This is a genomic window from Streptomyces sp. NPDC014623 (assembly GCF_043088245.1).
Lineage (GTDB): Bacteria > Actinomycetota > Actinomycetes > Streptomycetales > Streptomycetaceae > Streptomyces.
Window position 1 is genome coordinate 1 of the sequence record NZ_JBIBZU010000005.1, and the last position, 26,012, is coordinate 26,012.

Below are 26,012 nucleotides of genomic sequence, written 5' to 3' on the forward strand. Positions count from 1 at the left end.
GTCAGCAGCGCCGCCAACGCCGCGTGCACCACCATGAACGGCGTCGCCCGGAACTCCCGCGCCAACTCCACCACCCGCCCGTGCAACCACGGCGGAACGGTGAAGGCGACGCGGCCGCCCCGGTACGAGGGGACGGCGGGTCGGGGCCGGTCGGCGGCCGGCGCCGACTCCTGCGGCAGTCCGCCCAGGGTCTGGCGCCAGTACCGCAGTTGCGCGGCGATGGGACTGTCCGGGTCGTCCTCGGAGCCCAGCTCCTCGTGCTGCCACAGGGTGTAGTCGGCGTACTGGACGGGCAGTTCGGGCAGGTCGGGGGAGTTTCCGCAGCGGCGGGCCGCGTAGGCGGACGCCAGGTCGCGCACCAGGGGGCGAACCGACCAGCCGTCCATCGCGATGTGGTGGACCGCCAGCAGCAGGACGTGGGTGTGTTCGCCGAGGACGAAGAGGCGGGCGTGCACCGGCGGCGCCTGGCCGAGGTCGAAGGGGCGGGCGGCCTCGGCCTCCAGGTCGGCCCTGAGGCGGTCCTCCGTGGTGGGGACCGCCTTCAGGCCGGGCTCGGTGTACCGGGGTGCGAGGACGATCTGGTGCGGGCCGTGCTCGTCCTCGGCGAAGACGGTACGCAGGCTCTCGTGCCGGGCGACCACGTCCCCCAGCGCGGCCCGCAGCGCGGCCACGTCCAGCGGACCGGTCAGGCGCAGCGCCAGCGGGATGGTGTAGGTGGCGCTCGGCCCCTCGATCTGGTGGAGGAACCACAGGCGGCGCTGGGCGTAGGAGAGCGGGAGGCGTCCGGGGCGTGGCACCGCCGGACGCACCGCGCCGTGGCCGCGTCCGGGCCCGTCGAGCTGGGCGGCCAGCCGGGCCACCGTGGGGGCCTCGAAGAGCGCGTCGATGGCCACGTCCACGTCGAGCAGGGCCCTGATCCGGCTGATCACGACGATGGCCAGCAGGGAGTGGCCGCCCAGGGCGAAGAAGTCGTCGTCCACGCCGACCGCGGGCACGCCCAGCACGTCGGCGAAGAGCCCGCACAGGATCTCCTCGCGCGGGCCGCGCGGCGCCCGGACCGCGGGGCGGGCCGGCTCCGCCGCCGGCGCCGGCAGCGCGCTTCGGTCGACCTTGCCGTTGACCGTCAGCGGCAGTCCTTCCTCCAGCACCACCAGCGCCGAGGGGACCATGTACTCGGGCAGCACCGTCCGCACCGCGTCCGACACCGCCTCCTTGTCGAGTGCGCCGCTTCCGGCGGCCGGTACGAGGTAGCCGACCAGGCGCTGGTCGCCCGGCTGGTCCTCGCGCAGCACCACCACCGCGCCGCCGACGGAGGGACAGGCCTCCAGGGCGCGGGCGACCTCCGCGGTCTCGATGCGGAATCCGCGCAGTTTGACCTGGTCGTCGCTTCGGCCGACGTACTCCAGTTGGCCGTCGGACCGCCAGCGGACGAGGTCGCCGGTGCGGTACATCCGCTCCCCCGGCTCCCCGAAGGGGCAGGCCACGAACCGCTCGGCGGTCAGCCCCGGCCGGCCCAGATAGCCCCGGGCCACCCCCGTGCCGGAGACGTACAGTTCGCCGACCGCGCCCCCGGCGGGGACCGGACGCAGGCCGGGGCCGAGCACGTGGACCCGTACCCCGGTGAACGGGCGGCCGATGGGCACCGGTCCTTCGCCGGCCGGTTCTCCCTTCGGCAGCCGGTACTCGGTGCAGTTGACCGTGAGTTCCGTCGGCCCGTAGGCGTTGACGACCTGGGTGTCGGGGTGCAGTTCGAGCCAGGGGCGCAGCCGCCCGCCGGTCAGCGCCTCGCCGCCGAGGATCAGGGTGCCCCCGTCCTTCAGGACCCCGGGCAGCTCGCTCAGCAGGGGCAGGTGGGAGGGCGTCGCCTTGACCAGGGTGGCCCCGGCGGCTCGGGCGGACTCGTCCAGTTCGCCCAGGCGCACGGCGCCGCCTGCGGTGAGCGGGGTGAGCAGGGTGGTGACGGTGAGGTCGAAGGCGAGCGAAGTGTGGGCCAGCGAGGTCCCGGCCGCGTCGGGGTAGCGGCGGCGCGCGCCGCCGACGTACGCGCCCAGGGCGCTGTGGTCGATCACCACGCCCTTGGGGCGGCCGGTGGACCCTGAGGTGTAGAGGGCGTACGCGGCTCCGCCGGGCGTCAGGGGGCGTATCCGCTCGGCGTCGGCCGGGGCCTGGGCACCGTGTGCGGCGAGGGCGGCCGGGTCCACGGGGAGCACCGTCGTGCCGGTCTCCCGCGCGGCACCGCTCCTGGCGCCCGTCGGGGCCACCACGAGCGCGGGGCGGCAGTCCTCCAGGACCGTGCGGAGGCGTTCGGTCGGCCACTGCTCGTCCAGGGGGACGTAGGCGGCCCCCGACTTGAGGACACCGAGCAGGACGGCGAGCACTTCGGGGCGGCGGGGGGCGAGCACGCCGACGTAGGTCTCGGCGCCGCCGACGGATTCGGCGCGGTCGGCCAGCCACCGGGCGACGCCGTTCGCCTGCCGGTCCAGCTCGGCGTAGGTGAGGACGCCGTCGGGCGAGATGACCGCCGGGGCGTCGGGGGTACGGGTGGCCTGCTCCTCGAACAGCTCGACGCAGGTGCGCGGGGCGTCCTCCGGTTCGGCGCCGGTGCCCCACTCCAGCAGTCGGGCGCGCTCCTCGGTCCCGAGCAGGTCGAGCGTGCCGGCGGGGGCGAAGGGGCGGTCGACGGCCTCGGTCAGGGCGGCGATCACCCTCTCGCCCAGGGAGCGGGCCCAGTCCTCGCCGAAGAGGTCGGGGCGGTAGTCGATACGGACGGTCAGTTCGGTCCCGCGCATGGCTCCGACCAGGGTGAGCGGGTAGTGGTTGCGGCTGTAACCGGCCGTGCCCGACGCGCGGAAGGGCGCCTGCCGGGCGGTGATCTCCGCCGGGTAGTTCTCGAACACCATGGTGGTGTCGAAGAGTTCGGGCAGGCCGCTCCAGCGGTGCAGGGTGGTGAGCGGGACGTGCTGGTGCTCCAGGAGTTCGAGCTGTTCCTTCTCCAGCCGCCGGATCAGTTCCATGAGGGGTTCGGCCGGGCGGAGACGGACGCGCAGCGGGATCTTGTTCACCAGCATGCCGACGAGGTCCTCGGTCCCGGAGAGTTCCGCCGGGCGGCCCGAGACCGTGATGCCGAACGTGACGTCCGAGCGGCCGGTCTCCTGGGCGAGGACGAGCGCCCAGACGGCCTGGACCACGGAGTTGAGGGTGATCCCGGCCTCGCGGGCGCGGGTCCTCAGCCGTGCGGAGACCTCCTCGGGCAGGTTCAGCCGCACCGACTCGGGGACTTCTCCGACGCGCGGCGCGCCGGGGGCGAGCAGGGTCGGCCCGTCCGTGTCCGCCAGCGCCCGCGTCCATGCCTCGCGCGCCGCCACGAGGTCGCGTGCGGCCAGCCAGTCGGCGTGGAGGCGGTGGCCGGGGGCCGGGGGCAGCGGGTCTCCGCTGTAGAGCGCGAGCAGTTCGCGCAGCAGGATGGGGATGGACCAGCCGTCCACGATCGTGTGGTGGGTGGTGATCACGAACTGGTACTGCTCGGGGGCGGTGCGGACCAGGAGGAAGCGGACGAGCGGCGGGCTGGTGAGGTCGAACCGCTCGGTGCGTTCGGCCGCGGCCAGCTCCTCCAGCCGCCGCGCGGACCCGGCGTCCGCGGGGCCGCCGTACGGGTCGAGCAGGTCGTGGAAGCGCCACGGCAGCTCCACCGACCGGGCCACGGCCTGCACCCACTGGCCCGATTCCCGTTGGTGGAAGCCCGTCCGCAGGCTGGTGTGGCGGGCGAGCAGCGCGGCCGCGGCCGTCCGCAGGGCGTCCGGGTCGATCTCTCCGTCCAGGCGGAAGGCGAGCTGCCCGACGTAGACGTCCAGGGCGCGCCGGTCGTACACGCTGTGGAAGAGCAGGCCCTCCTGGAGGGGGGCGGCCGGCAGGATGTCCTCCAGGGCGGTGCCGGAGCGGCGTTCGAGCTGTTCGATCTCGGCCTGGCCGAGGGCGGGGACGGCCACGTCGGAGGGGGTGAGGCCGCCCGCTCCGGCGGCGGTGGCGTGGTCGACGACGGCGTGCAGCGCCAGCGACCAGGACCGTGTGAGGCGGCGCACCTCCTCCTCGGTGAGCAGGCCGGTGGCGTAGGTCCACCGGGTGATCAGCCGGGGCCCGTCCGGGCCCTCGGCCGTGACGACGTTGACCTCGATCTCGTGGTCGAGCGGGGTGTTCGGGTGGTGGCCCGCGGGGCCGCTGCCGAGCAGCGGCCAGCCGTCCTCGCCCGCGCCCTGCTCGGCGGCGAACCGGCCGAGGTAGTTGAAGCCGAAGCGCGCGCGGGCGAGGCCGTGGAGGCGGGGGGCGGTGTCGGGGTTCAGGTGGCGCAGCAGGCCGTATCCCAGCCCTCCGTCGGGGACGGCGCGCAGTTGCTCCTTGATCCGCTTGATCGCGTCGCCAACGGCCGGGGCGCGCTCGGCGAGGTCGGCGGCGGTGACCCTCCCGGCGGCGAGCCGCACCGGGTGGACGGTGGTCAACCAGCCGACGGTTCGGGACAGGTCGGCCCCCGGAACCAGTTCCTCGGTCCGGCCGTGGCCCTCCAGGTCCACCAGGACCGGTCCGTCCTCCTCGCCCCGCCAGTGGGCGACGGCGAGGGCGAAGGCGGTCAGCAGCAGGTCGTTCACCCCGGCGCGGAAGGCCGCCGGGGCGGGGCCGAGCAGGGCGCTGGTGAGGGAGGCGGGCAGTTCGCCGCTGAGGACGGCGGAGGTGGCCACGGTGTCCCGGGCCCCGTCCAGCGGGCGGCTGCCCGGTGCGGGGCCGTCGTCGGCGAGCGTGGCCGTCCAGTGGTCCAGTTGGGCGGTGACGGCCGGGTCGGTGGCCCGTTCGGTGAGCCGGGTGGCCCAGGTGCGCAGCGAGGTGCCCGTACGGGGGAGTTCGGGGCGGCGGCCGGCGCGCAGCGCCCGCCATGCCTCGCGGAGGTCGCCGAGCAGGATGCGCCAGGAGACGCCGTCGACGGCGAGGTGGTGGATCACCAGTACGAGCCGGCCCGGCTGGTCGCCCCGGTCGAACCAGACAGCGGCGACGAGGGCCCCGGCGAGGGGGTCGAGGGACGCGCGCGCGGTGACGGCCTCGGCGGCCCCGGCCTGCGCCAGTTCCTCGTCGGACATCCCGGTCGCGTCGATCCGGCGCAGGCACCGCTCGGCCGCGACCGTGCCGGCCCCCTCCACCCGCAGGTCCCAGAGGCGGCCGGGGTCGGCCGCCGGGGCGGCGTGGACGCGCAGCCCGTCGTGCCGGTCGAGGAGGGCCTGGAGCGCGTCGCGTACGTCGTCGGGTGCGGCGTCCGGCGGGGACGCGAGGACGACCGACTGGTTGTACGCGTGGACCGGCCCGCCGGCCGCGAGGGTCTCGACGACCACGGGGAGCGGCGGCAGCGGTCCGACTGCGAGGGCGGGTTCCTCGTCGCGTGCGGCGTCGGTCCTGCGGGCGGCGGCGGCCAGGGCCGCGGGGGTCCGCAGCTCGAAGACCTGCCGGACGGTGAACTCCAGGCCCGCCCGGCGGGCGCTGCCCACCAGCTGGATGGAGAGGATGCTGTCGCCGCCCCGGCCGAAGAAGTCGTCGTCGATGCCGACGCTCCCGGCGCCGAGGACGTCCGCGAACAGCGCGCACAGCTCCCGTTCCAGGGCGGTGCGCGGTCGCCGGCCGGCAGGGAAGTCCGCGGGGTCGGGGGCCGGGAGCGCGGCCCGGTCCAGTTTGCCGCTGGCGTTGACGGGCAGTTCGCCGATGCGTACGAACGCCGACGGCACCAGGTGGTCGGGCAGTCGGTCGCGCAGGCGTGCCAGCACCTCGGCGGGCCGGAGGAGGTCGTCGTCGGCGTCGGGGGCCCCGACGACGTACCCCACCAGTCTGCGCGTTCCGGGGATGTCCTCGCGGACGGTCACGGCGGCCGCCGTGACACCCTCCAGCTCCCGCAGGGCGGCCTCCACCTCGCCGGGCTCAATGCGGAACCCTCGGATCTTGACCTGTTCGTCGCCGCGTCCGACGCAGACCAGGTGGCCGTCTGGGAGCCACCGCGCCAGGTCTCCGGTGCGGTACATCCGCTCCCCCGGCCCTCCGAACGGGCAGGCCACGAACCGCTCGGCGGTCAGGGCGCGCTGCCCCAGGTAGCCGCGGGCGACCCCGGGTCCGGCGATGTACAGCTCGCCCAGCACGCCGGGCGGGACCGGCTGCAGTCCCGCGTCGAGGACGTAGGCCCGCCAGCGGGGCACGGGCCGGCCGATCGTGCCCGGGGGCAGGTCGCCCAGTACGGTCACCACGGCGTCGACGGCGGTCTCGGTGGGGCCGTAGGTGTTCATCGCGGTCACGCGGGGGGCGGCCGCCCGCAGCCGCTCCCACAGCTCGCCGTCCATCGCCTCGCCGCCCAGCGCGAGCAGCGACGGGCAGGGGGCGCCCTCCTCCAGCAGCCCGGCGTCGAGCAGGCTGCGGAAGTAGGTGGGGGTGAGGTCGACGTAGTCGATGCGGCGGTCGCGGAAGTAGGCCACCACGCCCGGCGGGTCGAACCTCAGGTCCTCGTCGATCATGTGCAGTTCGTGGCCTGCGACCATCGCGAGCAGCGGGTCCCACGAGGCGTCGAAGGAGAAGGAGGAGACGTGGGCGGCGCGGCCGGGGCCGCCGGCGGAGGGACGGATGCGGGAGAAGGTGACCCGGCGGTGCGCCTGGAGCAGCCGCGTCAGGCCCTGGTGGTCCACCACGACCCCCTTGGGCCGGCCGGTGGAGCCCGAGGTGTGGATGACGTACGCCGCGTGCCCGGGCAGGAGGGGGGCGGTGCGGTCGGCGTCGGTGACCGGGCCCGGTTCCCGGGCGTCGATCGCGGCTTGGGTGCTCGGGTCGTCCAGGACGAGGACGGGGGCGGCGAGTTCGGCGACCGCGGCCTCGGTGGCGTGTTCGGCGAGGACGAGGAGGGGGGCGACGCCGCGTTCGACGGCGGCCAGGCGCTCATGCGGGGAGCGCGGGTCCAGCGGTACGTAGACCGCGCCGCTGCGCAGCACCGCCAGTACGGTCGTCGGCCACAGGGCGCCGCGGTCCAGGCAGACGGCGACGCGGACCTCGGGGCCGGCGCCTCGGGAGATCAGCAGCCGGGCCAGCCGGGAGACGCGAGCGTCGGCCTCGGCGAAGGTGAGTGCGACCGGACCGCCGACGAGGGCCAGGGCCTCGGGGGTGGCTGCCGCCTGGCGGGCGAAGGTGTCGCACACCGCCTCCAGCCCCTCGTCGGCCGCGCCGGCCGGGAGCTCACCGGCTGCGGCTTCAACGGCTGCGGGTCCGGTGGCGAACTCCTGCAGCACGCGCCGCCGTTCGTCGGCGGAGAGCAGGTCGATCGAGAGCAGCCGCGCCTCGGGGTCGGCGGTCCCGGCCTCCAGGAGGCGGACGAGGCGTTCCCCGAGCCCGCGGACAGTGGCGGCGTCGAAGACGTCGGTGGAGTACTCGACGGTGCCGGCGATGCCGCCCGGGCGGCCGTCGGGGCCGCGCTTCTCCAGGAGGTCCAGGGACAGGTCGAACTTGGCCGCCCGCCATCCCGTGTCCAGGGGGGCGATCTCCAAGCCGTCCAGGAGGGTGGTGTGGTCGGTGGCGTGCTGAAGGCTCAGGCTCACCTGGAAGAGGGGGTGGCGGGCCAGGGAGCGCTCGGGAGCGAGTGCCTCCACCAGCCGCTCGAACGGCACGTCCTGGTGGGCGTAGGCGTCCAGAGCGCATGCGCGGGCCCGTTCGACCAGTTCGTCGAAGGTGGGGTTCCCCGAGGTGTCCGTGCGCAGCACCAGGGTGTTGACGAAGAAGCCGATCAGCCCCTCCAGCGCTTCGTCGGTGCGTCCGGCCACCGGGGTGCCCAGGGGGATGTCGGTGCCCGCGCCGAGCCGGGACAGCAGGCCGGCCAGGGCCGCCTGCACCACCATGAAGGTGCTCGCGCCGTGGCGGGCGGCGAGCGCGGCGACCCGCTCGTGGGTCCGGGGCGGGAGGGTGAAGGGGACGGTGTCGCCGCGGTGGCCGGCGATCGGCGGGCGGGGACGGTCCAAGGGCAGTTCGATGGCGTCCGGCAGGCCCGCGAGCCGTTGCTTCCAGTACGCCGTCTGGCGGCTGAGCAGGCTCTCGGAGTCGTCCTCTGAGCCGAGGAGTTCGCGCTGCCAGAGGGTGTAGTCGCCGTACTGGACGGGGAGTTCCTCCCACCCCGGGGCGTGCCCGGCGCTGCGGGCGGCGTAGGCGGTGGCGAGGTCGCGGGCGAGCGGGGTGCGCGACCAGCCGTCGCTGGCGATGTGGTGGATCACCAGGCAGAGCACGTGCTCCTGCTCGGCGAGTGTGAACAGCTTCGCTCTGATGGGGACTTCGCGGGCCAGGTCGAAGGCGTGGCCGGCCTCGTGGGCCAGGGCGGCGGGCAGCTCGTCCTCGGTGGACCGGGTGACGGCCAGCTCGACGACGGTCCCGGCGGCGGGCAGGACGTGCTGCCGGGCACCGTCGCCGGTGTCGGGGAAGACGGTGCGGAGCGTCTCGTGGCGCCGTACGACGTCGCGCAGGGCCTCGCCCAGCGCGGCGACGTCCAGCGCGCCGGTCATCCGCAGCGCCGTGGGGATGTTGTACGTGGAGCTGGGGCCGTCCATCGTGTGGAGGAACCACAGCCGCTGCTGGGCGAGGGAGAGGGGAAGCATCACAAGTCCTCCGACCGCGACATCCGTCGCAACGCGGGGCGGGTGTCAGGGCGGCCGGTCCGCAGCCGGGCCGCCAGCGCGGCGACCGTTCGGGCTTCGAACACGGTCCGTACGTCCAGTTCTTCGGCGCGTTCGGCCCGGATGCGGTTGACCAGCCGGGTGGCGAGCAGAGAGTGGCCGCCGAGTGCGAAGAAGTCGTCCTCGGTACCGACCTCGGGCAGGCCCAGCACGTCGGCGTAGATCCGGCACAGGTCCCGCTCGCGCTCGTCGCGCGGCGGGCGGCCGCCCCGCGAGCGGTGGGCTGGGGTGGGGAGCGCGCGCCGGTCGAGCTTTCCGTGGGGCGTGGTGGGCAGTTCGTCGAGGACCACGACGGCGGAGGGCACCATGTAGTCGGGCAGGGTGCGGGCCACCGCGCCGCGCAGTTCGTCCTCGTACGGGCGGGCTCCCGCCGCCGGGACCACGTAGCCGGTCAGCCGCCGGTCGCCCGGACGGTCCTCCCGTACGACGGCGACCGCGCGGGCGACCGACTCCTCGGCGGCCAGGGCGCGCGCCACCTCGGACAGTTCTATCCGGAAGCCCCGCAGCTTCACCTGCTCGTCCGTTCGGCCCACGTACTCCAGTTCGCCACCGGGAAGGCGGCGGACGAGGTCGCCGGTGCGGTACATCCGCTCCCCCGGCTCCCCGAACGGGCAGGCCACGAACCGCTCGGCGGTCAGGGCGCGCTGCCCCAGGTAGCCGCGGGCCACTCCGGGCCCGGCAACGTACAGCTCCCCGGCCACGCCCGGGGGCGCGGGGGCCAGTCCCGTGTCGAGCACCATCGCGCGGACACCGGCGAACGGACGGCCGATCGGCACCGGCCCGTCCGGCACCGGGTCGCCGGGGGCGATGCGGTGCTCGGCGCAGTTGACGGTCAGCTCCGTGGGCCCGTAGGCGTTGATGACCTCGGCGTGCGGGTGGGCGGCCCGCCAGTCGCGCAGAGCCCGTCCGTCGAGCGCTTCACCGCCCAGTACGAGGGTGCCGTTCTCCCCGAGCAGTCCGGGACGCCGTTCCAGCAGCGGCAGGTGGGACGGCGTCGCCTTGACGAAGCCCACCAGGTGGGCCTCCGCCGCACGGTCCACCTCCCCCAGTACGACGCAGCCGCCCGAGGCGAGTGGGGTGAACAGGGCGGTGGCGCTGAGGTCGAAGGTCAGCGGCGAGTGGAGCAGGGCCGTCGCCGCCGCGTCCTGGTAGCGATGCACGGCCCCTTCCACGTAGTGCGCCAGTGCCCGGCGCTCCACGCCCACGCCCTTGGGGCGCCCGGTGGAGCCGGAGGTGTAGATGACGTACGCCAGTGAACGCGGGTGGCCCCGCCCGGCCGGAAGGGCCGGACCGCCGGTGGCGTGGAAGGCCGGGTCCATGAGGCCGAGGACTTCGGTGTCCGGGCCGCAGGAGGGACCGAAGGCGGTCCGGGCGGTGCCGGTGTCCCCTGCCGCCAGGAGCAGGCGCGCCCCGGCGTCGGCGGTCACCTGCCGACGCCGTTCGAGCGGCCACGCCTCGTCGATCGGGAGGTACACGGCGCCGGACTTGAGCACCCCGAGGAGTGCGGCCACCACGTCCGGGTCGCGCGGGGCGACGACCGCGACCACGTCCTCGGGCCCGATGGAGCGCCCGATGAGCACGCGGGCCACCGCGTCCGCCTTCCGGTCCAGCTCGGCGTAGGTCAGCCGGCCGCCGTCCCACCGCAGGGCGGGGGCGTCGGGGGCGGTCGCCGCCCACTTCTCGAAGCGTGCCAGCGGTTCGTCCGCGTCTCCCGCCGCGCCCGGTCCGCGGCTGTGCTCCAGCTCGCGCCGCGCCTCGCCGGGCAGGAGCACGTCCACCCGCCCCACGGGGGTGGCGGGGGCGGCGAGCACCTGGTCCAGCACCCGCAGCAGCCGGTCCACGAGCCCCTGCGCGGTCGCGCGGTCGAAGAGGTCGGCGCTGTAGGTGAGGACTCCGGGCATGTCGCCGCCCTCCGGTCCGCTCGGGGCCAGCACGAAGGACAGGTCGACCTTCGCGCCGTCGCGCCGGGTACGGACCGCCTCGGCGCGCAGCCCGGGCAGTCCGTCCACCGGCGCCGCCGCCTCGTCGAGGTTCTGCAGGACGAGGGAGACCTGGAAGAGGGGGTGGCGGGCCAGGGAGCGCTCGGGGGCGAGCACCTCGACCAGCCGCTCGAAGGGCACGTCCTGGTGGGCATAGGCGTCCAGGGCGGTGGCGCGGACCCGGCCCAGGAGTTGGGCGAAGGTGGGCGAGCCACTCAGGTCCGTGCGCAGGACCAGGGTGTTGACGAAGAGTCCGACGACCCCCTCGACCGCGCTGTCGGTGCGCCCGGCGACCGGGGTGCCCAACGGGATGTCGGCCCCCGCCCCCATGCGGTGCAGCAGTACCGCCAGCGCGGCCTGGAGGACCATGAAGGGCGTGGCGCCGGTGGTTCCCGCCAGCTCCCTGATCCGTGCGGTCACGGCGGCGGGGACGGTGAAGTCCACGTCCTCACCCCGGTGGGAGGAGGCGGCCGGGCGCGGCCGGTCGGCCGGCAGCGCGATCTCCTGCGGCAGGCCGGCCAACTTCCGCTGCCAGTGGGCGAGCTGGGCGCCGAGCGGGCCGTCCTCCGCGTCGGGGCCGCCGAGCACCCGGTGCTGCCACAGGGTGTGGTCGACGTAGTCGACGGGGGTCGGGGCGGGCGCGAAGTCCTCGCCGCGCACACGGGCGGTGTACGCGGCGGCCACGTCCCGCGCGATGATCCGCAGCGACCATCCGTCGGCCGCGATGTGGTGCACCACCAGCAGGAACAGATGTTCTTCCGGCTCCTGACCCGCGCGCGGGTCCGCCGGGTCCACGGACCGGGTGAACAGCCTGCACCGCAGGGGTGGTCCAGCCGTCAGGTCGAAGGGCTCGGCCACCGCCTCCTCCGCCGCCCGCAGCGGGTCCTCGACCGGCTCCGGGACCAGGGTGATCAGCCGGGCGGCAGCCGAGGCGTCCTGAACGACCTGGCGGACGCCTTCGGCGTCCTCGTCGAAGACGGTGCGCAGGCTCCCGTGCCGGGCGACCGCGTCGGCGATCGCGCCGCGCAGCGCGGCCGTGTCGAGGCATCCGGTGAGGCGGAGCGCGAGCGGGACGTGGTAGGCGGCGCTGTGGCCCTGGAGGCGGTGGAGGAACCACAGCCGCCGCTGGGCGAACGAGAGGGGGACGCGGTCGGGCCGCTCGTGGACGCGGGAGACCGGCGGCCGGGCCGCCCCAGCACGGGCGATCCTCGCGTACAGAGCGGCCACCGTGGGGTGTTCGAAGAGGTCCCGCACCGCCAGTTCGGCTCCGAGGGTGGTGCGCACCCGGCTGACCAGGCGGGTGGCGAGCAGCGAGTGGCCGCCCAGTGCGAAGAAGTCGTCGTCGATGCCGGCCGGGCGTACGCCGAGCACTTCGGCGAACAGGCCGAGCAGGATCGTCTCGTGCGGGCCTCGGGGGGCGCGCGCCCGCGTGGTGTCGCTCCGGTCGGGCGGAGGCGGCAGCGCGGCGCGGTCCCGTTTGCCGTTGACGGTCAGCGGCAGCTCGTCCAGCACCACGAGCGCCGAGGGCACCATGTAGGGGGGCACCTCGCCTCGCACGTGGTCCAGGACCGCGGCCGTGCCGGGCGTCGTGCCGCTGGGGACGACGTAGCCCACCAAGCGCGGTCCGGCGGGTCCGCCGTCGTGCACGGCGGCGGCCGCCTGCAGGACGTCCGGGTGGGAGGCCAGCGCGGCCTCCACCTCTCCCAGCTCGACCCGGTGGCCGCGCACCTTCACCTGGCCGTCGGCCCGGCCGGCCAGGTCGATCTCCCCGTCGGGGCGGAGCCGCCCGAGGTCGCCGCTGCGGTACATGCGGGTGCCGGGTGCGCCAAAGGGGTCGGCGACGTAGCGTTCGGCCGTCGTGTCCGGGCGCTGCCAGTAGCCGCGGGTGACGTGGTCCCCGGCGATGTACAGCTCCCCCACGACTCCGTCCGGCACGGGGCGGAGCCAGGGGTCGAGGATGTGGATGCGCACGCCGGGCAGCGGGCGGCCGATGGGGGGCGCGCCGTCGTCGGTTTCGTCCAGGAACCGGGCGGTGACGAAGACGGTCGTCTCGGTCGGGCCGTAGAGGTTGGCCACGCGGGCCCGCGGGAACGCGGCGCGCAGGGCTTGGGCCAGCGGGGCGGGGAAGGGTTCGCCGGCGCAGAGGAAGGTGTGGACGGCGAGCGGCTCGCCGCGCTCCAGCAGCGCCTGCAGGGCCGAGGGGACGGCGTTCAGGAGGGAGGGTTCGCCGCCGGCCCGGTCGGCGACGGCCAGGGTGTTCTCCACGATCTCGATGCGGCCGCCGGTGAGCAGCGGGACGAGGGTGTCGAAGACCGACACGTCGAAGCTCTCCGAGGTGGAGGTCACGGTCCGGTGCAGCCGGTCGGCTCCGACGCCGGTGACGGCCCAGGACAGCAGGGCGGTCACCTGGGCGTGTTCGACCGCGACCCCCTTGGGCCGGCCGCTGGAGCCGGAGGTGTGGAGGATGTAGGCGAGGTGGCCGGGGAGCAGCGGCCCGGCCCGTTCGGCGTCGGTCGGTGCGGCCGGGTCGTACGGGGCCAGGAGTGTTCCGGACAAGACGACGCGCTCGACGCCGCCAGGCACGGTCTCGGGTCGGTCGTACCCCGTGGGGGCGGTGCGCCGGGCCCGGACGGCCTCGGCGTCGGGGTCGGTGAGCAGGCAGACCGGTGCGGTCTCGCGGAGGATGCGGGCGGCGCGCTCCTGCGGCAGCGCTGCGCCCACGGGGACGTAGCAGCCGCCCGCCTTGAGGATGCCGAGGACGGCGACGGGCAGCCAGGCGTTCCGGGAGACGGTGAGGGCGACCCGGCTCTCGGGTCCGACCCCTCGCTCCAGAAGCAGGCGCGCCAGCCGGTTCGCGCGGGCGTCGAGTTCGGCGTAGGTCAGCTCCTCACCACAGGCGAGGACGGCGGGGGCCTCGGGGGTCGCACGCGCCCGCGCCTCGAACGCGTCCACGATCGTGACCGGGGCGCTCGGCGGGGCGGCGCGGGGTGCCGGCGGGCGTGCCGCCCGTGCCGTCGCGGGGGTGGCGGCGAGCGCGACGGTCGGGGTGGCGGGGGCGCTGTGGACGGCGGTCAGGGCGCGTTCCATCAGGTCCGCCGCGTGGCGTGCGGTGACGCCGTCCACGGCGTCGGGGCGGTGGTCCAGGCGCAGGCGGAGCGCCGGGCCGGGGAGCGCGTAGAGGGAGAGGGGAAAGTGGTTGGTGGTGCGGCCGGTGCCTCCCTCGATGCGCAGGCCCGCGTGGTCGGCGGAGCTGACGGCGGACAGGTCGTCGGCGGGGTAGTTCTCGAACGCGGTGGAGGTGTCGAAGAGCACGGTCCGGTCGGACCAGCGCTGGACGTCGGAGAGCCTGACGTGCTGGTGCTCCATGAGGGCGGTCTGCTCGCGCTGGATCCGGACGACGAGGTCGCCGACCGGCTCGGCCGGCCGCATCCGCACGCGCGTCGGCACGGTGTTGATGAAGAACCCGACCATCCCCTCGGCGCCGGGCAGCTCCGGCGGCCGCCCCGAGACGGTCGTCCCGAAGACGACGTCGTCGCGGCCGGTGAGGCGGCCGATCACGGTCGCCCAGGCGGCCTGCACCGCCGAGTTCACCGTCACGCCGCGGGCACGCGCCCACGCACTGAGGGCGCGGGTGTCCCGCTCGCCGAGCCGGGTCCACACCGACCTGGGGGGCGGGCCGTTGCGGTCGGCGTCCGGGGCGATCAGGGTGGGGCCGGGCAGTCCCGCCAGCGCCTGCCGCCAGGCGCGGGCGCTCTGCTCGGGCGGGCGGCGGGCCAGCCAGTCGAGGTGGTCGCGGTGCGGGCGGACGGGCGGGAGCGCGGAGGGGTCGCCGCCGCTGCCGTAAAGCGCGGCCAGTTCCCGCATCAGGATGGGCATGGACCAGCCGTCGAGGACGAGGTGGTGGTAGGTCACGGCCAACTGGTGGCGGTCCTCGCCGGTCCTGGCCAGCAGGAAGCGCAGCAGGGGCGGTCGGCCGAGGTCGAATCCGGTGCGGTGGTGCTCGTCCAGGAGCGCCTCCAGGTGCTTGTCCGCCTCCGCCGGGCTCCCCACGGGCCGCAGGTCCAGCTCCTGCCAGGGCACCGCGGGGCGGGTGGCGACCAGTTGGAACCACTCCCCCGAGCGCCGCTGGCGGAAGGCCGAGCGCAGCGCCGGGTGGCGTGCCACCAGCGCCTGGGCGGCCCGTCGCAGCCGGTCGGCGTCCAGCTCTCCGGAGAGGGCCAGGACCAGTCGGCTGACGTAGGCGTCGGGGACGTTCTCGTCGAAGACCGCGTGGAAGAGCAACCCCTCCTGGAGCGGGGTGACCGCGAGGACCTCCTCAACCATGCGCTGCGGACCGCTCACTGCATCTCCTCCCAGTCCGCGCCGAGCTCGTCCTCCAGCTCGGCGAGTTCATCGACGCTGATGGGCTGCGGGGCGGTGGCGCCGGGGCCCGGCGGGCCGCCGGTCGGTTCGCCCTCCGGTTCCCTGCCCTCCAGGGCCGCCGCGAGCGAGGCCGCAGTGTGGTGCTCGAAGACGTCGCGGGTGGTCAGCGGCAGCCCGTGTTCGCGGGCGCGGCTGACGAGGCGGACTGACAGGACGCTGTCACCCCCCAGGCCGAAGAAGCTGTCCTGGACTCCGACCCGGCCCAGGCCCAGCAGGTCGGCGAAGAGCGTGCAGAGCAGCTTCTCCCGAGGCGTGTGCGGCGGGCGGCCGGCGCCCGTGCCCGCCGGGTCGGGGTCGGGCAGCGCGTTCCGGTCCACCTTCCCGTTGGCGGTCAGCGGGAGGGCGTCGAGGACGACGACGGCCGAGGGGACCATGTAGTCCGGCAGCCGTTCGGCCAGGTGGGACCGGAGGCGGGCAGCCAGTTCGCGGTGGTGCGACCCGGCGGACGGGTCGTTCGTCTCCGGCCGGTCCGCGTCCGGTTCGCCAGGCCACAGCTCGGCCGGCGGCGCCACCGGCGCCGCGCCGTCCCCACCCGCCGGGGCCAGCACGAGGTCCACGGTGTCCGGCAGGCCCTCGGCCGACCATGTCACCCAGGCGGTGCGTCCGGCGGCGGCCGCGGCGCCGTACAGGTCCTCCGGATCCACTCCGTCGGCGGATCCCTCCAGCAGCCGCCGCACCTCGGTGACCGGTCGCCCGTCCACCAGGGCGGCGAGTGCGGCGGTCTCGCGCCGCACTCGGGCGTTGGGGATCGCGGTGACGCGCAGCGCGCCGGGGTGCGCCTCGCAGATCTCGGCCAGCCGCCCGGCGTCGCCGACCTCCCGCGTCCAGCGCAGTTCGGTGGCCGGGGGCATGGCGGGAGGCGCGGTTCCGGTCTCCTGTTTGGCCAGCAGGACGTCGTAGCGGTAGCGCGTCAGCTCGTTGTACGGCCTTCCACGCCGGACGCGCACGTCCAGGAGGAGCGGTTCGCCGGCTTCCCGCCGCAGCCGCGCGAAGTAGTCGGGGGCGATGACGAGTTCGTTCTCCGCGGCCGTCCTGCGGTCGGCGGCGGCCAGCACCGCGGCGGGGGTTTCGGAGACGGCGCTGTTGCCGGTCTCCACCGAGGCGCGGAAGGCGCGCAGCAGTGCCAGGCTGCGGACGTCGCCGACGAAGAGCCGCCCGCCGGGGGCTAGCAGGTCGAGCGCGCCGCGCAGCACGCGGGTGAGGTAGTCGGCGTCGGGGAAATACTGGACGACGGAGTTGAGCACGACGGTGTCGTAGAAGCCCCGGCGCAGGCCGCTGAAGTCGTGTGCCGGGCGGACGTGCAGCTCGACCTTCTCCTTCAGCGCGGGTTCCGCGCCGACCTGTTCGCGCAGCGTCTCGATCGCCCGTGCGGACAGGTCGGTCCCGTGGTACGCGGTGCAGTCCTCCGCCAGCTCCGAGAGCAGCAGCCCGGTGCCGACCCCGATCTCCAGCAGCCGCGCGGGCCGCAGCGCCCGGACGCGGTCCACCGTGGCCGCCCGCCACTGGAGCATCTCGTCCAGGGGGAGGGGCTGCCCGTCGTGACTGCTCCGCCAGATCCCGAAGTCGTGGCCGAGGGGGGCGGGCGCGGAACCGCCGTAGAGGGTGTCGTACGCCTCCCGCCACTCGTCGAGCCGGTTCTGCTCCCGGCTGTCGTCGGGGGCGGCGTGGTGGGGCTCGGGGACCACGTAGGCCACCAGTCGCCGCGGGGCCGGGTCGTCCGGCACGGGGGCCGCGCCGGACGCCGCGCGAGCGACCACGACCGCCCCGGCGACGTGCGGGTGCGCGCCGAGGGCCGTCTCGATCTCGCCCAGCTCGATGCGGAAGCCCCGTACCTTGACCTGGTGGTCGGTGCGTCCGAGGAATTCCAGCTCCCCGTCCGCGCGGCGGCGGGCCAGGTCGCCCGTGCGGTACATGCGGCTGCCCGGCGCGCCGAAGGGGTCGGCGGTGAAGCGCTCCGCGGTCAGGCCGCCGCGCCCCAGGTAGCCGCGGGCCACGCCGGCGCCGGCCAGGTACAGCTCGCCGGGTACGCCTTCGGGGCGCGGGTTCAGCCACTCGTCCAGCACGTAGGCGCGGGTGCCGCGCAGCGCCCGGCCGATGGGCGGGGCGCTCCCGGTGACCCGGTCGAGGTGGGCGGCGGTGGACCAGATGGTGGTCTCGGTGGGCCCGTAGACGTTGACGAGTTCGCCGCCCAGGTCGCGCAGTCGGGAGGCCAGGGAAGCGGGGAGGGCTTCGCCGCCGACCAGCTTGCGCAGCCCGCGCAGGACGTCGGGGGCTGTGTCGGCCAGCAACTGCCAGGTGGTCGGGGTGGCCTGGAGGATGGTGGCACCGCTCGCGGTGAGCAGCGCGGCCAGTGCCTCGGGGTCCCGTGCGGCGCCGCGGTCGGCCAGGACCAGTCCGGCGCCGCTGACCAGCGGGAGGAAGAGTTCCAGCGCGGCGATGTCGAAGCTGACCGTGGTGACGGCGACCAACCGGTCGTCGGCGCTGGGGCGCAGCCGGTCCCGCATGTCGGCCAGGAGGTTGGCGAGGTTGCCCCGGCTGACGACGACGCCCTTGGGGCGTCCGGTGGAGCCCGAGGTGTGCAGGACGTACGCGGCCTGGCCGGGCAGCGCGGCGGGGGCCTCGGGCACGGGTCCCGCGCCGTGTGCGGCGTCGGCCGCGAGGAGAACGGCTCCGCCGGCGGCGGTCGCGGCCCCGGTGATCGCGGGGCGGCAGTCCGCCGTGGTGAGCAGCGCCGCCGGGCGGGTGTCGGCCAGGATCGCGGCGATGCGCTCGTCCGGGTACCCCGGGTCCAGCGGTACGTAGGCGGCGCCGGCCCGCAGGACGCCGAGCAGCCCGACCACCAGGTCGGCGGTGCGCGGCAGGCACACCGCGACCCGGCTCTCGGGGCCGGCGCCGTGCCCGGCGAGGGCCGCCGCGACCCGTCCGGCCCGCTCGTCGAGCTGGGCGTAGGTAAGGCTGTCCCCGGCGCTGCGGACCGCCACCGCGTCGGGCGTCTCGGCGGCGCGGGCGCGGAAGAGGCCGACCAGGTCCTCGGCCGGGGCCGCGGCGGCGGCGTCCCATTCGGCCGTGAGTCCGACGCGTTCCGCCGCGTTGAGCACGGGCATCCGGCTGAGCCGTGTCGTGGGCTCCTCGACGGCGGCCAGGAGCAGGTCGTGGTAGCGCTCGGTCAGTCGGGCGACGGTGCGGGCGTCGAAGAGGTCGGTGGCGTACTCGACCGCGCCCTCGACGGCGGTCACTCCGTCGTCCTCGTTCCGGGACTCCACGAGGTTGACGAAGAGGTCGTACTTGGCCGCCGCCTGGGCGGGGCGTTCGACGGTGACCTCCAGGCCCGGCATGACGGCTTCACCGCGCTCGTTGTTCTGGAGGGCCAGCAGCACCTGGAAGACGGGGTGCCTGGAGAGGGAGCGGGTGGGGTTGAGCGCCTCCACCAGTTGCTCGAACGGGATGTCCTGGTGGGCGAAGGCTGACAGGTCGGCGTCCCTGACGCGGTCGAGCAGTTCCTCGAAGGTGGGGTCGCCGCCGAGGTCGGTGCGGAGTGCCAGGGTGTTGACGAAGAAGCCGACGAGGTCGTCGGCCGCCTCGTCGCCGCGGCCGGCGACCGGGGTGCCGAGGACGATGTCCCGTCCGGCCCCCAGTGTGGCGAACAGCGCGGCGAGTCCGGCCTGCAGGGCCATGAAGAGGGTCGCTCGCCGGGAGTGCGCCAGGGCACGCAACCGGTCGCGCAGCGGGGCGGGGAGGGTGAAGCGGTGGATCGCGCCGTGGTGGCTCTCCATCGCGGGGCGCGGCCGGTCTGTGGGCAGCTCGATCTGTTCCGGCGCGCCCTCCAGCGCTTCGCGCCAGAAGGCGAGTTGGCGGGCGGAGAGGCTGTCGGGGTCGTCCGCCGCGCCGAGCAGCTCCTGCTTCCAGAGGGTGTAGTCGGCGTACTGCACCGGCAGGGGCCGCCACTGCGGGGCCCGGCCCTCCCGCCGTGCGGTGTAGGCGGTGCTCAGGTCGCGGGCGAGCGGGGCCAGCGACCAGCCGTCGCCTGCGATGTGGTGGAGGACGAGGGAGAGCACGTGGTCGGCGGGCCCGGTGCGCAGCAGTGCGGCCCGCAGCGGAAGGTCCTCGGTGAGTGTGAACGCGTATCCGCAGGCCTCGGCGAGGGCGGCGGGCAGCTCCTTCTCGGTGACGTCCACGACGTCGAGGGCGGGCGCGGCCTGTCCGGGCGCGACCACGTGCTGGTGGGGGGCGCCGTTCTCGGCCGGGAAGACGGTGCGCAGGGCCTCGTGCCGGCCGACCACGTCGGCCAGGGCGGTGCGCAGGGCGTCGACGTCGAGAGGGCCGCGCAGGCGCAGGGCGAGCGGGATGTTGTAGGTGGCGCTCGGTCCTTCCAGCTCTCCGAGGAACCACAGCCGGCGCTGGGCGGAGGAGAGCGGGACGCGGTCCGGTCGCCGGCGCGGGAGGAGGCGGGGCCGTCCGGTCCCGGCCGTGTCCAGCCGCCGGGACAGCGCGGCGGGCGTGGGCGCCTCGAAGAGCGTGCGGATGCCGATCTCCACGCCGAGCGCCGACCTGATCCGGCTGATGAGCCGGACCGCCGAAAGGGAGTGGCCGCCCAGGGTGAAGAAGTCGGCGTCGCGGCTGACCTCCTGGACGCCGAGGACCTCGGCGAAGGCGGCGCAGAGCGCTTCCTCGCGCGGTCCGGCCGGGGCGCCGCCCGTGGCCCACTCCGCCCGGTCGGGGGCGGGCAGCGCCGCTCGGTCCAGCTTGCCGTTGGGGGTCAGCGGCAGGGCGGTCAGCAGCACCACGGCGGCGGGGACCATGTACGGCGGCAGGGCGGCCGCCAGGTGGGCGCGCACCTCGTGCGGGTCGGGGTCGGCGTCGGCCGTCGGCACCGCGTAGCAGACCAGGTACCGGTCGTCCGGTCCTTCGCCGTGCACGGCGGCGGCCGCCTGGGCGATGTCCGGGTGGCGGCGGGCGGCGGCCTCGATCTCGCCGGGCTCGATGCGGTAGCCGCGCAGCTTCACCTGGGAGTCGGACCGGCCGACGTAGTGGAGGCCGCCGTCCCGGGTGCGCCGGACGAGGTCGCCGGTCCGGTACATCCGGCCGCCGGCGTCGAACGGGTCGGCGACGAAACGGGTGGCGCTCAGGCCGGGGCGGCGGCGGTAGCCGCGGGCCAGGCCGGGGCCGGCGACGTACAGCTCGCCCACGACGCCCACCGGCACGGGAAGCAGCCCCTGGTCGAGCACGTGGGCGCGCAGGTCGTTCAGGGGCGTGCCGATCGGGCTGCCACCGCGCTCCACGGCGGCGTCGTCCAGCTCCAGGTGGGTGACGTGGACGGTCGTCTCGGTGATCCCGTACATGTTGACCAGGCGGACCGGGCGGCCCCGCCAGGGGGCGAGTTGGGCGGTGTCCAGCGCTTCCCCGCCGAAGACGACGTAGCGCAGCGCGGCGGTGGTCCGCGGGGGGACGCCGAGGTCGGACTCCGCCCGCAGGAGCTGGATGAAGGCTGAGGGCGTCTGGCTGAGCACCGTGACGCGCTCGCGGCCCAGCAGCCCCAGGAGGTCGCCGGGTGATCTGGCCACGTCGTGCGGGACGACGACCAGCCGGCCGCCGTGCGCCAGGGGCCCCCACATCTCCCACACCGAGAAGTCGAAGGCGCTGGAGTGGAAGAGCGTCCAGACGTCGTCGGGCCCGAATTCCATGGCCGCGCGGCAGGCGGCCAGCAGCCGTGAGACGTTGGCGTGGCTGACGACCACGCCCTTGGGCCGCCCGGTCGAGCCGGAGGTGTAGATGGTGTAGGCCGGGTGGTCGGGGAGCAGGGGGGCCCGGCGGTCGGCGTCGGTGACCGGCGCGGCCGAGAGGCCGGCCGCCGCGCCGCCGGTCGGGGACGCGTCGAGCAGCAGCCACGGGACCTCGCCGACCGCCTCGCCCACCGTGCCCTGCAGGGACTCGCGGACGGCGGTCGTGGAGAGCACGGCGACCGGCCGGCAGTCGTGGAGGATGTACGAGGTGCGCTCGGCCGGGTGGTCGGGGTCGACGGCGAGGTAGGCGGCGCCCGACTTCAGCACGGCGAGCACGGCCACCACCAGGTCCGCCGAGCGGGGCACCGCCAGGGCGACGAAGTCCTCCGGTCCCACGCCGAGTCCGAGCAGGACGCGGGCCAGGTGGTTGGACCGGGCGTCGAGTTCCGCGTAGTCCAAGGTCGTCGGGCCGTCGGTGAGGGCGGGGGCGGAGGGCGCGCGACCGGCGGAGGCGGCGAAGAGGGCGGGCAGGCCGGCGACAGCGGTGGTGGCCGCCCGCGCCCGTGCGGCGTCGGCCTCGGCCAGCCGTCGGCGTTCCTCGGCGGTGGTGACGTCGAGCTGCCCGAGCCGCAGGCCGGGCTCGCGCGTCACGGTGCGCAGCAGCGCCACGAACCGCTCCGCCAGAGCCCGCGCGGTCGTGTGGTCGAACAGGTCGGGGCGGTAGCGCAGGGACGCGTCGAGTCCGGTCCCGTCCGTGGCGGCCGTGCTCTCGGTGAAGGTCAGTTCGACGTCGGTGTGGGCGGTGCCCTCGGCGGTCGGCAGCAGTTCCGTACGCACACCCGGCAGGTCCAGGAGGTGGTCGAGCGCTCCGTGGGCGGCGTTGTCGAAGGTGAGCATCGTCTGGACGAGCGGGTGCCTGCTGGGCGAGCGGGCGGGGTTGACCGCCTCCACCAGCCGCTCGAAGGGCACGTCCTGGTGGGTGTAGGCCCGCAGGTCGGTCTCGCGCACCCGGTCAAGGAGTTCGGCGAAGGCCGGGTCCCCTGAGGTGTCGGTGCGCAGGACCAGGGTGTTGACCAGGAAGCCGACGAGGTCGGCGGTCTCGGGCCGGTCGCGGCCGGCGGACGGGGTGCCCACGGGGATGTCGGGGCCGGCGCCGAGCCGGTGCCACAGGGCGGCCAGGGCGGCGTGGAGGACCATGAACGGGGTGGCCCGGTGACGGGCCGCCAGCACCCTCACGTCCCGGTACAGTCCCGCGTCGACGCGGAAGGCGACCCGCTCGGCGTAGCCGGGGGGTGTCGTCGGGCGCGGCCGGTCGTAGGGCAGCGCGAGTTCGTCGGGCAGTCCGCGCAGTTCCTCGGCCCAGTGGGCGACGCGGCGGGCCACCGGGTCGCCCGCGTCGTCCCTGGCGTCGCGGTGCTGTCCAAGCAGGTGGGCGGCGGGGCTGGGGGCCGGGGTCGGCCAGTCGGGCGCGCGGTCGGCAGCGCGGGCACGGTAGGCGGCGGCCAGGTCCCGTGCCAGCGGCCCCATGGACCAGCCGTCGGCAGCGATGTGGTGGATGACCAGGAGCAGGACGTGTCCGCCTTCCGGGAGCGCGAACAGGGTGTGGCGCAGCGGGGTGTCGTCGGCCAGGTCGAAGGGGCGGCGGACGGCTTCGCGCACCAGGGCGTCGAGTTGGTGGGCGGCGGCGGGGACGACGGCCGGGGCGGGCGGGGCCCCCGGGGCCAGGACGACCTGATGCGGCCCCTGCTCGTCCTCGCGGAAGACGGTGCGCAGACTCTCGTGCCGGGCGGTCAGATCGCCCAGTGCCGCGTGCAGGGCGTCGACGTCGAGGTCACCGGTGAGCCGCAGCGCGACGCTGATGTGGTAGCCGCCGGCCTCCCTGTCGTAGCGGTTGAGGAACCACAGCCTGCGCTGGGCGGGCGACAGGGGCAGCCGCTCGGGCCGCGCCTGCGGGTCGCGGGCCGGCGCGGGCCGCGCCGGGACTCGTGTGCCGGGGGTCTCGCCGGGGGTGAGCTGTGCAGCGATCTGCGGATCGGCGAGGAGGTCCGTGACCGTGCGGTGGTCGAAGATCGTCCGGATGTCGAGCCGCAGTCCGAGTTCGGCCCGGATGCGGCCGGCGAGCCGGACGGCGAGCAGGGAGTGGCCGCCCAGGGCGAAGAAGTCGTCGTCCAGGGTGATCTCGGGCACGCCGAGCACTTCGGCGAACAGGGCGCACAGGGCGGTCTCGGCGGCGGTGCGCGGCGCGCGCCCGGCGGAGGCGGTGCCGTACGCGGGCGCGGGCAGCGCCCTGCGGTCGAGCTTGCCGTTCTCGGTACGCGGCAGCTCGGACAGGACCACGATCGCGGCCGGGACCATGTACGGCGGCAGGGCGGCCGCCAGGTCGCGCAGCGCGGCCGCCGGGTCGAAGCCCGCGTCCGGTCCGCCTTCGGGCACCACGTAGCCCGTCAGCCGCCTGTCCCCCGGCTCGTCCTCGCGCACGACGACGGTGGCGCGGGCGACGTCGGCGCGGGCGGCGAGCGCGGCTTCCACCTCGCCCAGCTCCACCCGGAAGCCACGCACCTTGACCTGGTCATCGGTACGGCCCAGGCACTCCATGATCCCGTCGGGCCGCCAGCGCCCCAGGTCCCCGGTGCGGTACATCCGGGCGCCCGGCGCGTCGAACGGGCAGGGCAGGAAGCGCTCGGCGGTCAGGCCGGGCCGCCCGTGGTAGCCGCGGGCCACGCCGACGCCGGAGACGTAGATCTCCCCGACGACGCCGACCGGCACGGGCTGGAGCAGGTGGTCGAGGACGAACATGTGGTTGCCGGGCAGCGGGCGACCGATCGGCAGCAGGCCGTCCGGTACCTCGTCACCGGGTTCGAAGAGCAGGTCGGAGCAGTTGACGCTGGTCTCCGACGGCCCGTAGTCGTTGAATACCTGGGCCCGCGGATGGTGGGCGCGCCAGCGCTCCAGCATCTCTCCGGTGAGCGGCTCGCCGCCGAGCACGAGCGTGCCGGGGCGCTCTCCGGTGGCGTCGAGGACGCCGGGCAGCTCGTCCAGGAGGGCGACATGGGAGGGCGTGCCCTTGACGAAGGTGACGCCGGAGCCCTGGGCGTGTTCGTCCAGCTCCGCGAGGAGGAGGGTCCCGCCGGAGATCAGCGTGGTGAACAGGGCGGTCACCGTCAGGTCGAACGCGACCGGGGAGTGCAGCAGCGACACCCCGGCCGCGTCCGGGTAGCGGTCGCGGGAGCGGACGGCGTGCGCGGCCAGCGAGCCCCGGCTGACCGCCACGCCCTTGGGGCGGCCGGTGGAGCCGGAGGTGTAGAGGACGTAGGCGAGGGTGTCGGCTCCGACCGGGCGCGGCCGCTCCCGGTCGGCCACCCTCCCCTCCGTGGCGCGGGCGAGCTCGTCTGCGGGACCGGGCAGGTCGACGCAGAGGATCTGCCGTCCCGGCACCTCGGGCACCAGGTGGGCGTGGGCGGAGGTGGTCAGGACGAGGGCGGGGTCCCCGTCGCCGAGAAGCAGCCCGATCCGTTCGGCCGGGTAGTCCACGTCCACCGGCAGGTAGGCCGCACCGGCCTTGAGCGCCCCCCACAGCCCGGTGAGCAGGTCGACGCCGCGCGGGAAGACCAGGCCGACCAGGTCCTCGGCCCCGAGCCCCCGGGCGATGAGGAAGCGCGCCATGCGGTTGGCGCGGGCGTCGAACTCGGCGTAGCTCAGCCTGGCACCGTCACCGCCCTCGACCAGCGCGAGGGCGCCGGGGGTGCGGTCGACCTGCTCCTCGAACAGGGCGACGGGGCACTCCCGTGCGCTCGCTGCCTCACCGCGCGCCCAGTCGCCCAGCAGCGTGTCGTGTTCGCGCGGCAGCAGGACGTCCAGTCGGCCCGCCGGGGTGTCGCCGCACGTCGCCATGGCGTCGAGCACCTGCTCGAACCGCGTTGCCAGGTCCTCCACCCACGGGGGTGCGAACAGGTCGGGGCGGTGGATGAAGCGGAGCTGGAGGCCGGGAGCGGGGCCGACGGTGATGCTGAGGGGGTAGTGGTTGCCGTCGTGGCCGCGCGCCCCGTGCAAACGGAGCCCGTCGCCGTCACCGAGGCCGTCGGCGGGGCCCAGCGGGTAGTTCTCGAAGACGAGCGTGGTGTCGAAGAGGTCACCCGCCCCGAGGCGTTGCTGCACCTGCGCCAGGGGGAGGAACTGGTGGTCCAGGAGGGCGGCCTGCTCCCGCTGCACGCGCCGGACGAGTGCTTCCAGCGGTTCGGCGGGGTCCAGGGCGACGCGCACCGGCACGGTGTTCATCAGCAGGCCGACGATCTCCCCCGCGCCGGGCAGATCGGTGGGGCGGCCGGAGGCGGCGATGCCGAAACTCACGTCGTCCCGGCCGGTGAGCCGGCCCAGGAGGAGTGCCCACGCGGTCTCGACCACCGAGTTGAGGGTGACGCCCAGGCGGCGGGCCCAGGCGGTGAGGCGGGAGACGACGTCGGGGTCCATGGTGCGGTAGTGCGCGAGCGGGGCCGCGCCATCGCGGGGGGCGTCCGGGGCTATCAGTGACGGCTGGAGCCCGGCGAGCGCCTCTTCCCAGGCGGCGTGGGCCGCGTCGGCGTCCTGGCCTGCGAGCCAGGCGAGGTAGTCGCGGTACGGCCGTACGGCGGGCAGGGCGGCGCCGTCCGTGCTGTACAGGGCCATGAGGTCGCGCACCACCAGCGGCAGCGACCAGCCGTCCAGTACCAGGTGGTGGTTGGTCACGGCCAGCACGTGCCGGTCCGCCGCCGTCCGTACGAGCAGGAAGCGCACCAGCGGTGGCCGTGCGAGGTCGAACCGGCGGGTGCGCTGCCCGGTCAGCAGCGCGTCCAGCCGCCGCTGCCGCTCCTCCCCGGACAGGGCGGACAGGTCGTGCTCCTCCCAGGGCACCGGCGTCCTGGCGGCGATCGCCTGGCTCCACTCGCCGGAGCGGCGTTGGAGGAAGGCCGCGCGCAGCACGTCGTGCCGGTCGAGGACGTGCTGGGCGGCCTCCCGCATACGGGCGCTCGACAGCTCGCCGTGGAACTCCAGCGCCAACTGGCCGAGGTACACGTCCTCCGCCGCGTCGTCGAAGGTGCTGTGGAAGAGCAGTCCCTCCTGGGCGGGCGCGAGGGCGAGCAGGTCGGCGATCTCGAAGTCCGCCGCCGCCTCGCACTCCTCGATCCCGTCCT

Annotated in this window: 3 protein-coding genes (1 of these 3 running past the window's edge); all 3 read right to left on the bottom strand. The window is 75.4% G+C overall.

Annotated features, from left to right (window positions below; all coding sequences use genetic code 11):
- Window positions 1–8,645, bottom strand: an 8,645-nt coding sequence (locus ACF1FZ_RS10615; RefSeq protein ID WP_391772991.1) for an amino acid adenylation domain-containing protein, incomplete at its 3' end; no start/stop codon positions are given.
- Window positions 8,645–15,043 (bottom strand): amino acid adenylation domain-containing protein, encoded by a 6,399-nt coding sequence (locus ACF1FZ_RS10620; protein WP_391772992.1) that lies wholly within the window; start codon window positions 15,041–15,043, stop codon window positions 8,645–8,647. The genes ACF1FZ_RS10620 and ACF1FZ_RS10615, both read right to left, overlap by 1 nt.
- A protein-coding gene (locus ACF1FZ_RS10625) for an amino acid adenylation domain-containing protein (RefSeq protein WP_391772993.1) crosses the window boundary here: on the bottom strand, window positions 15,040–26,012 show its 3' portion. The gene runs 7,831 nt beyond the window's last position; the window shows 10,973 of its 18,804 coding nt (coding positions 7,832–18,804); its start codon lies beyond the right edge, outside the window; it ends in the stop codon at window positions 15,040–15,042. The genes ACF1FZ_RS10620 and ACF1FZ_RS10625 overlap by 4 nt, the downstream gene beginning before the upstream one ends.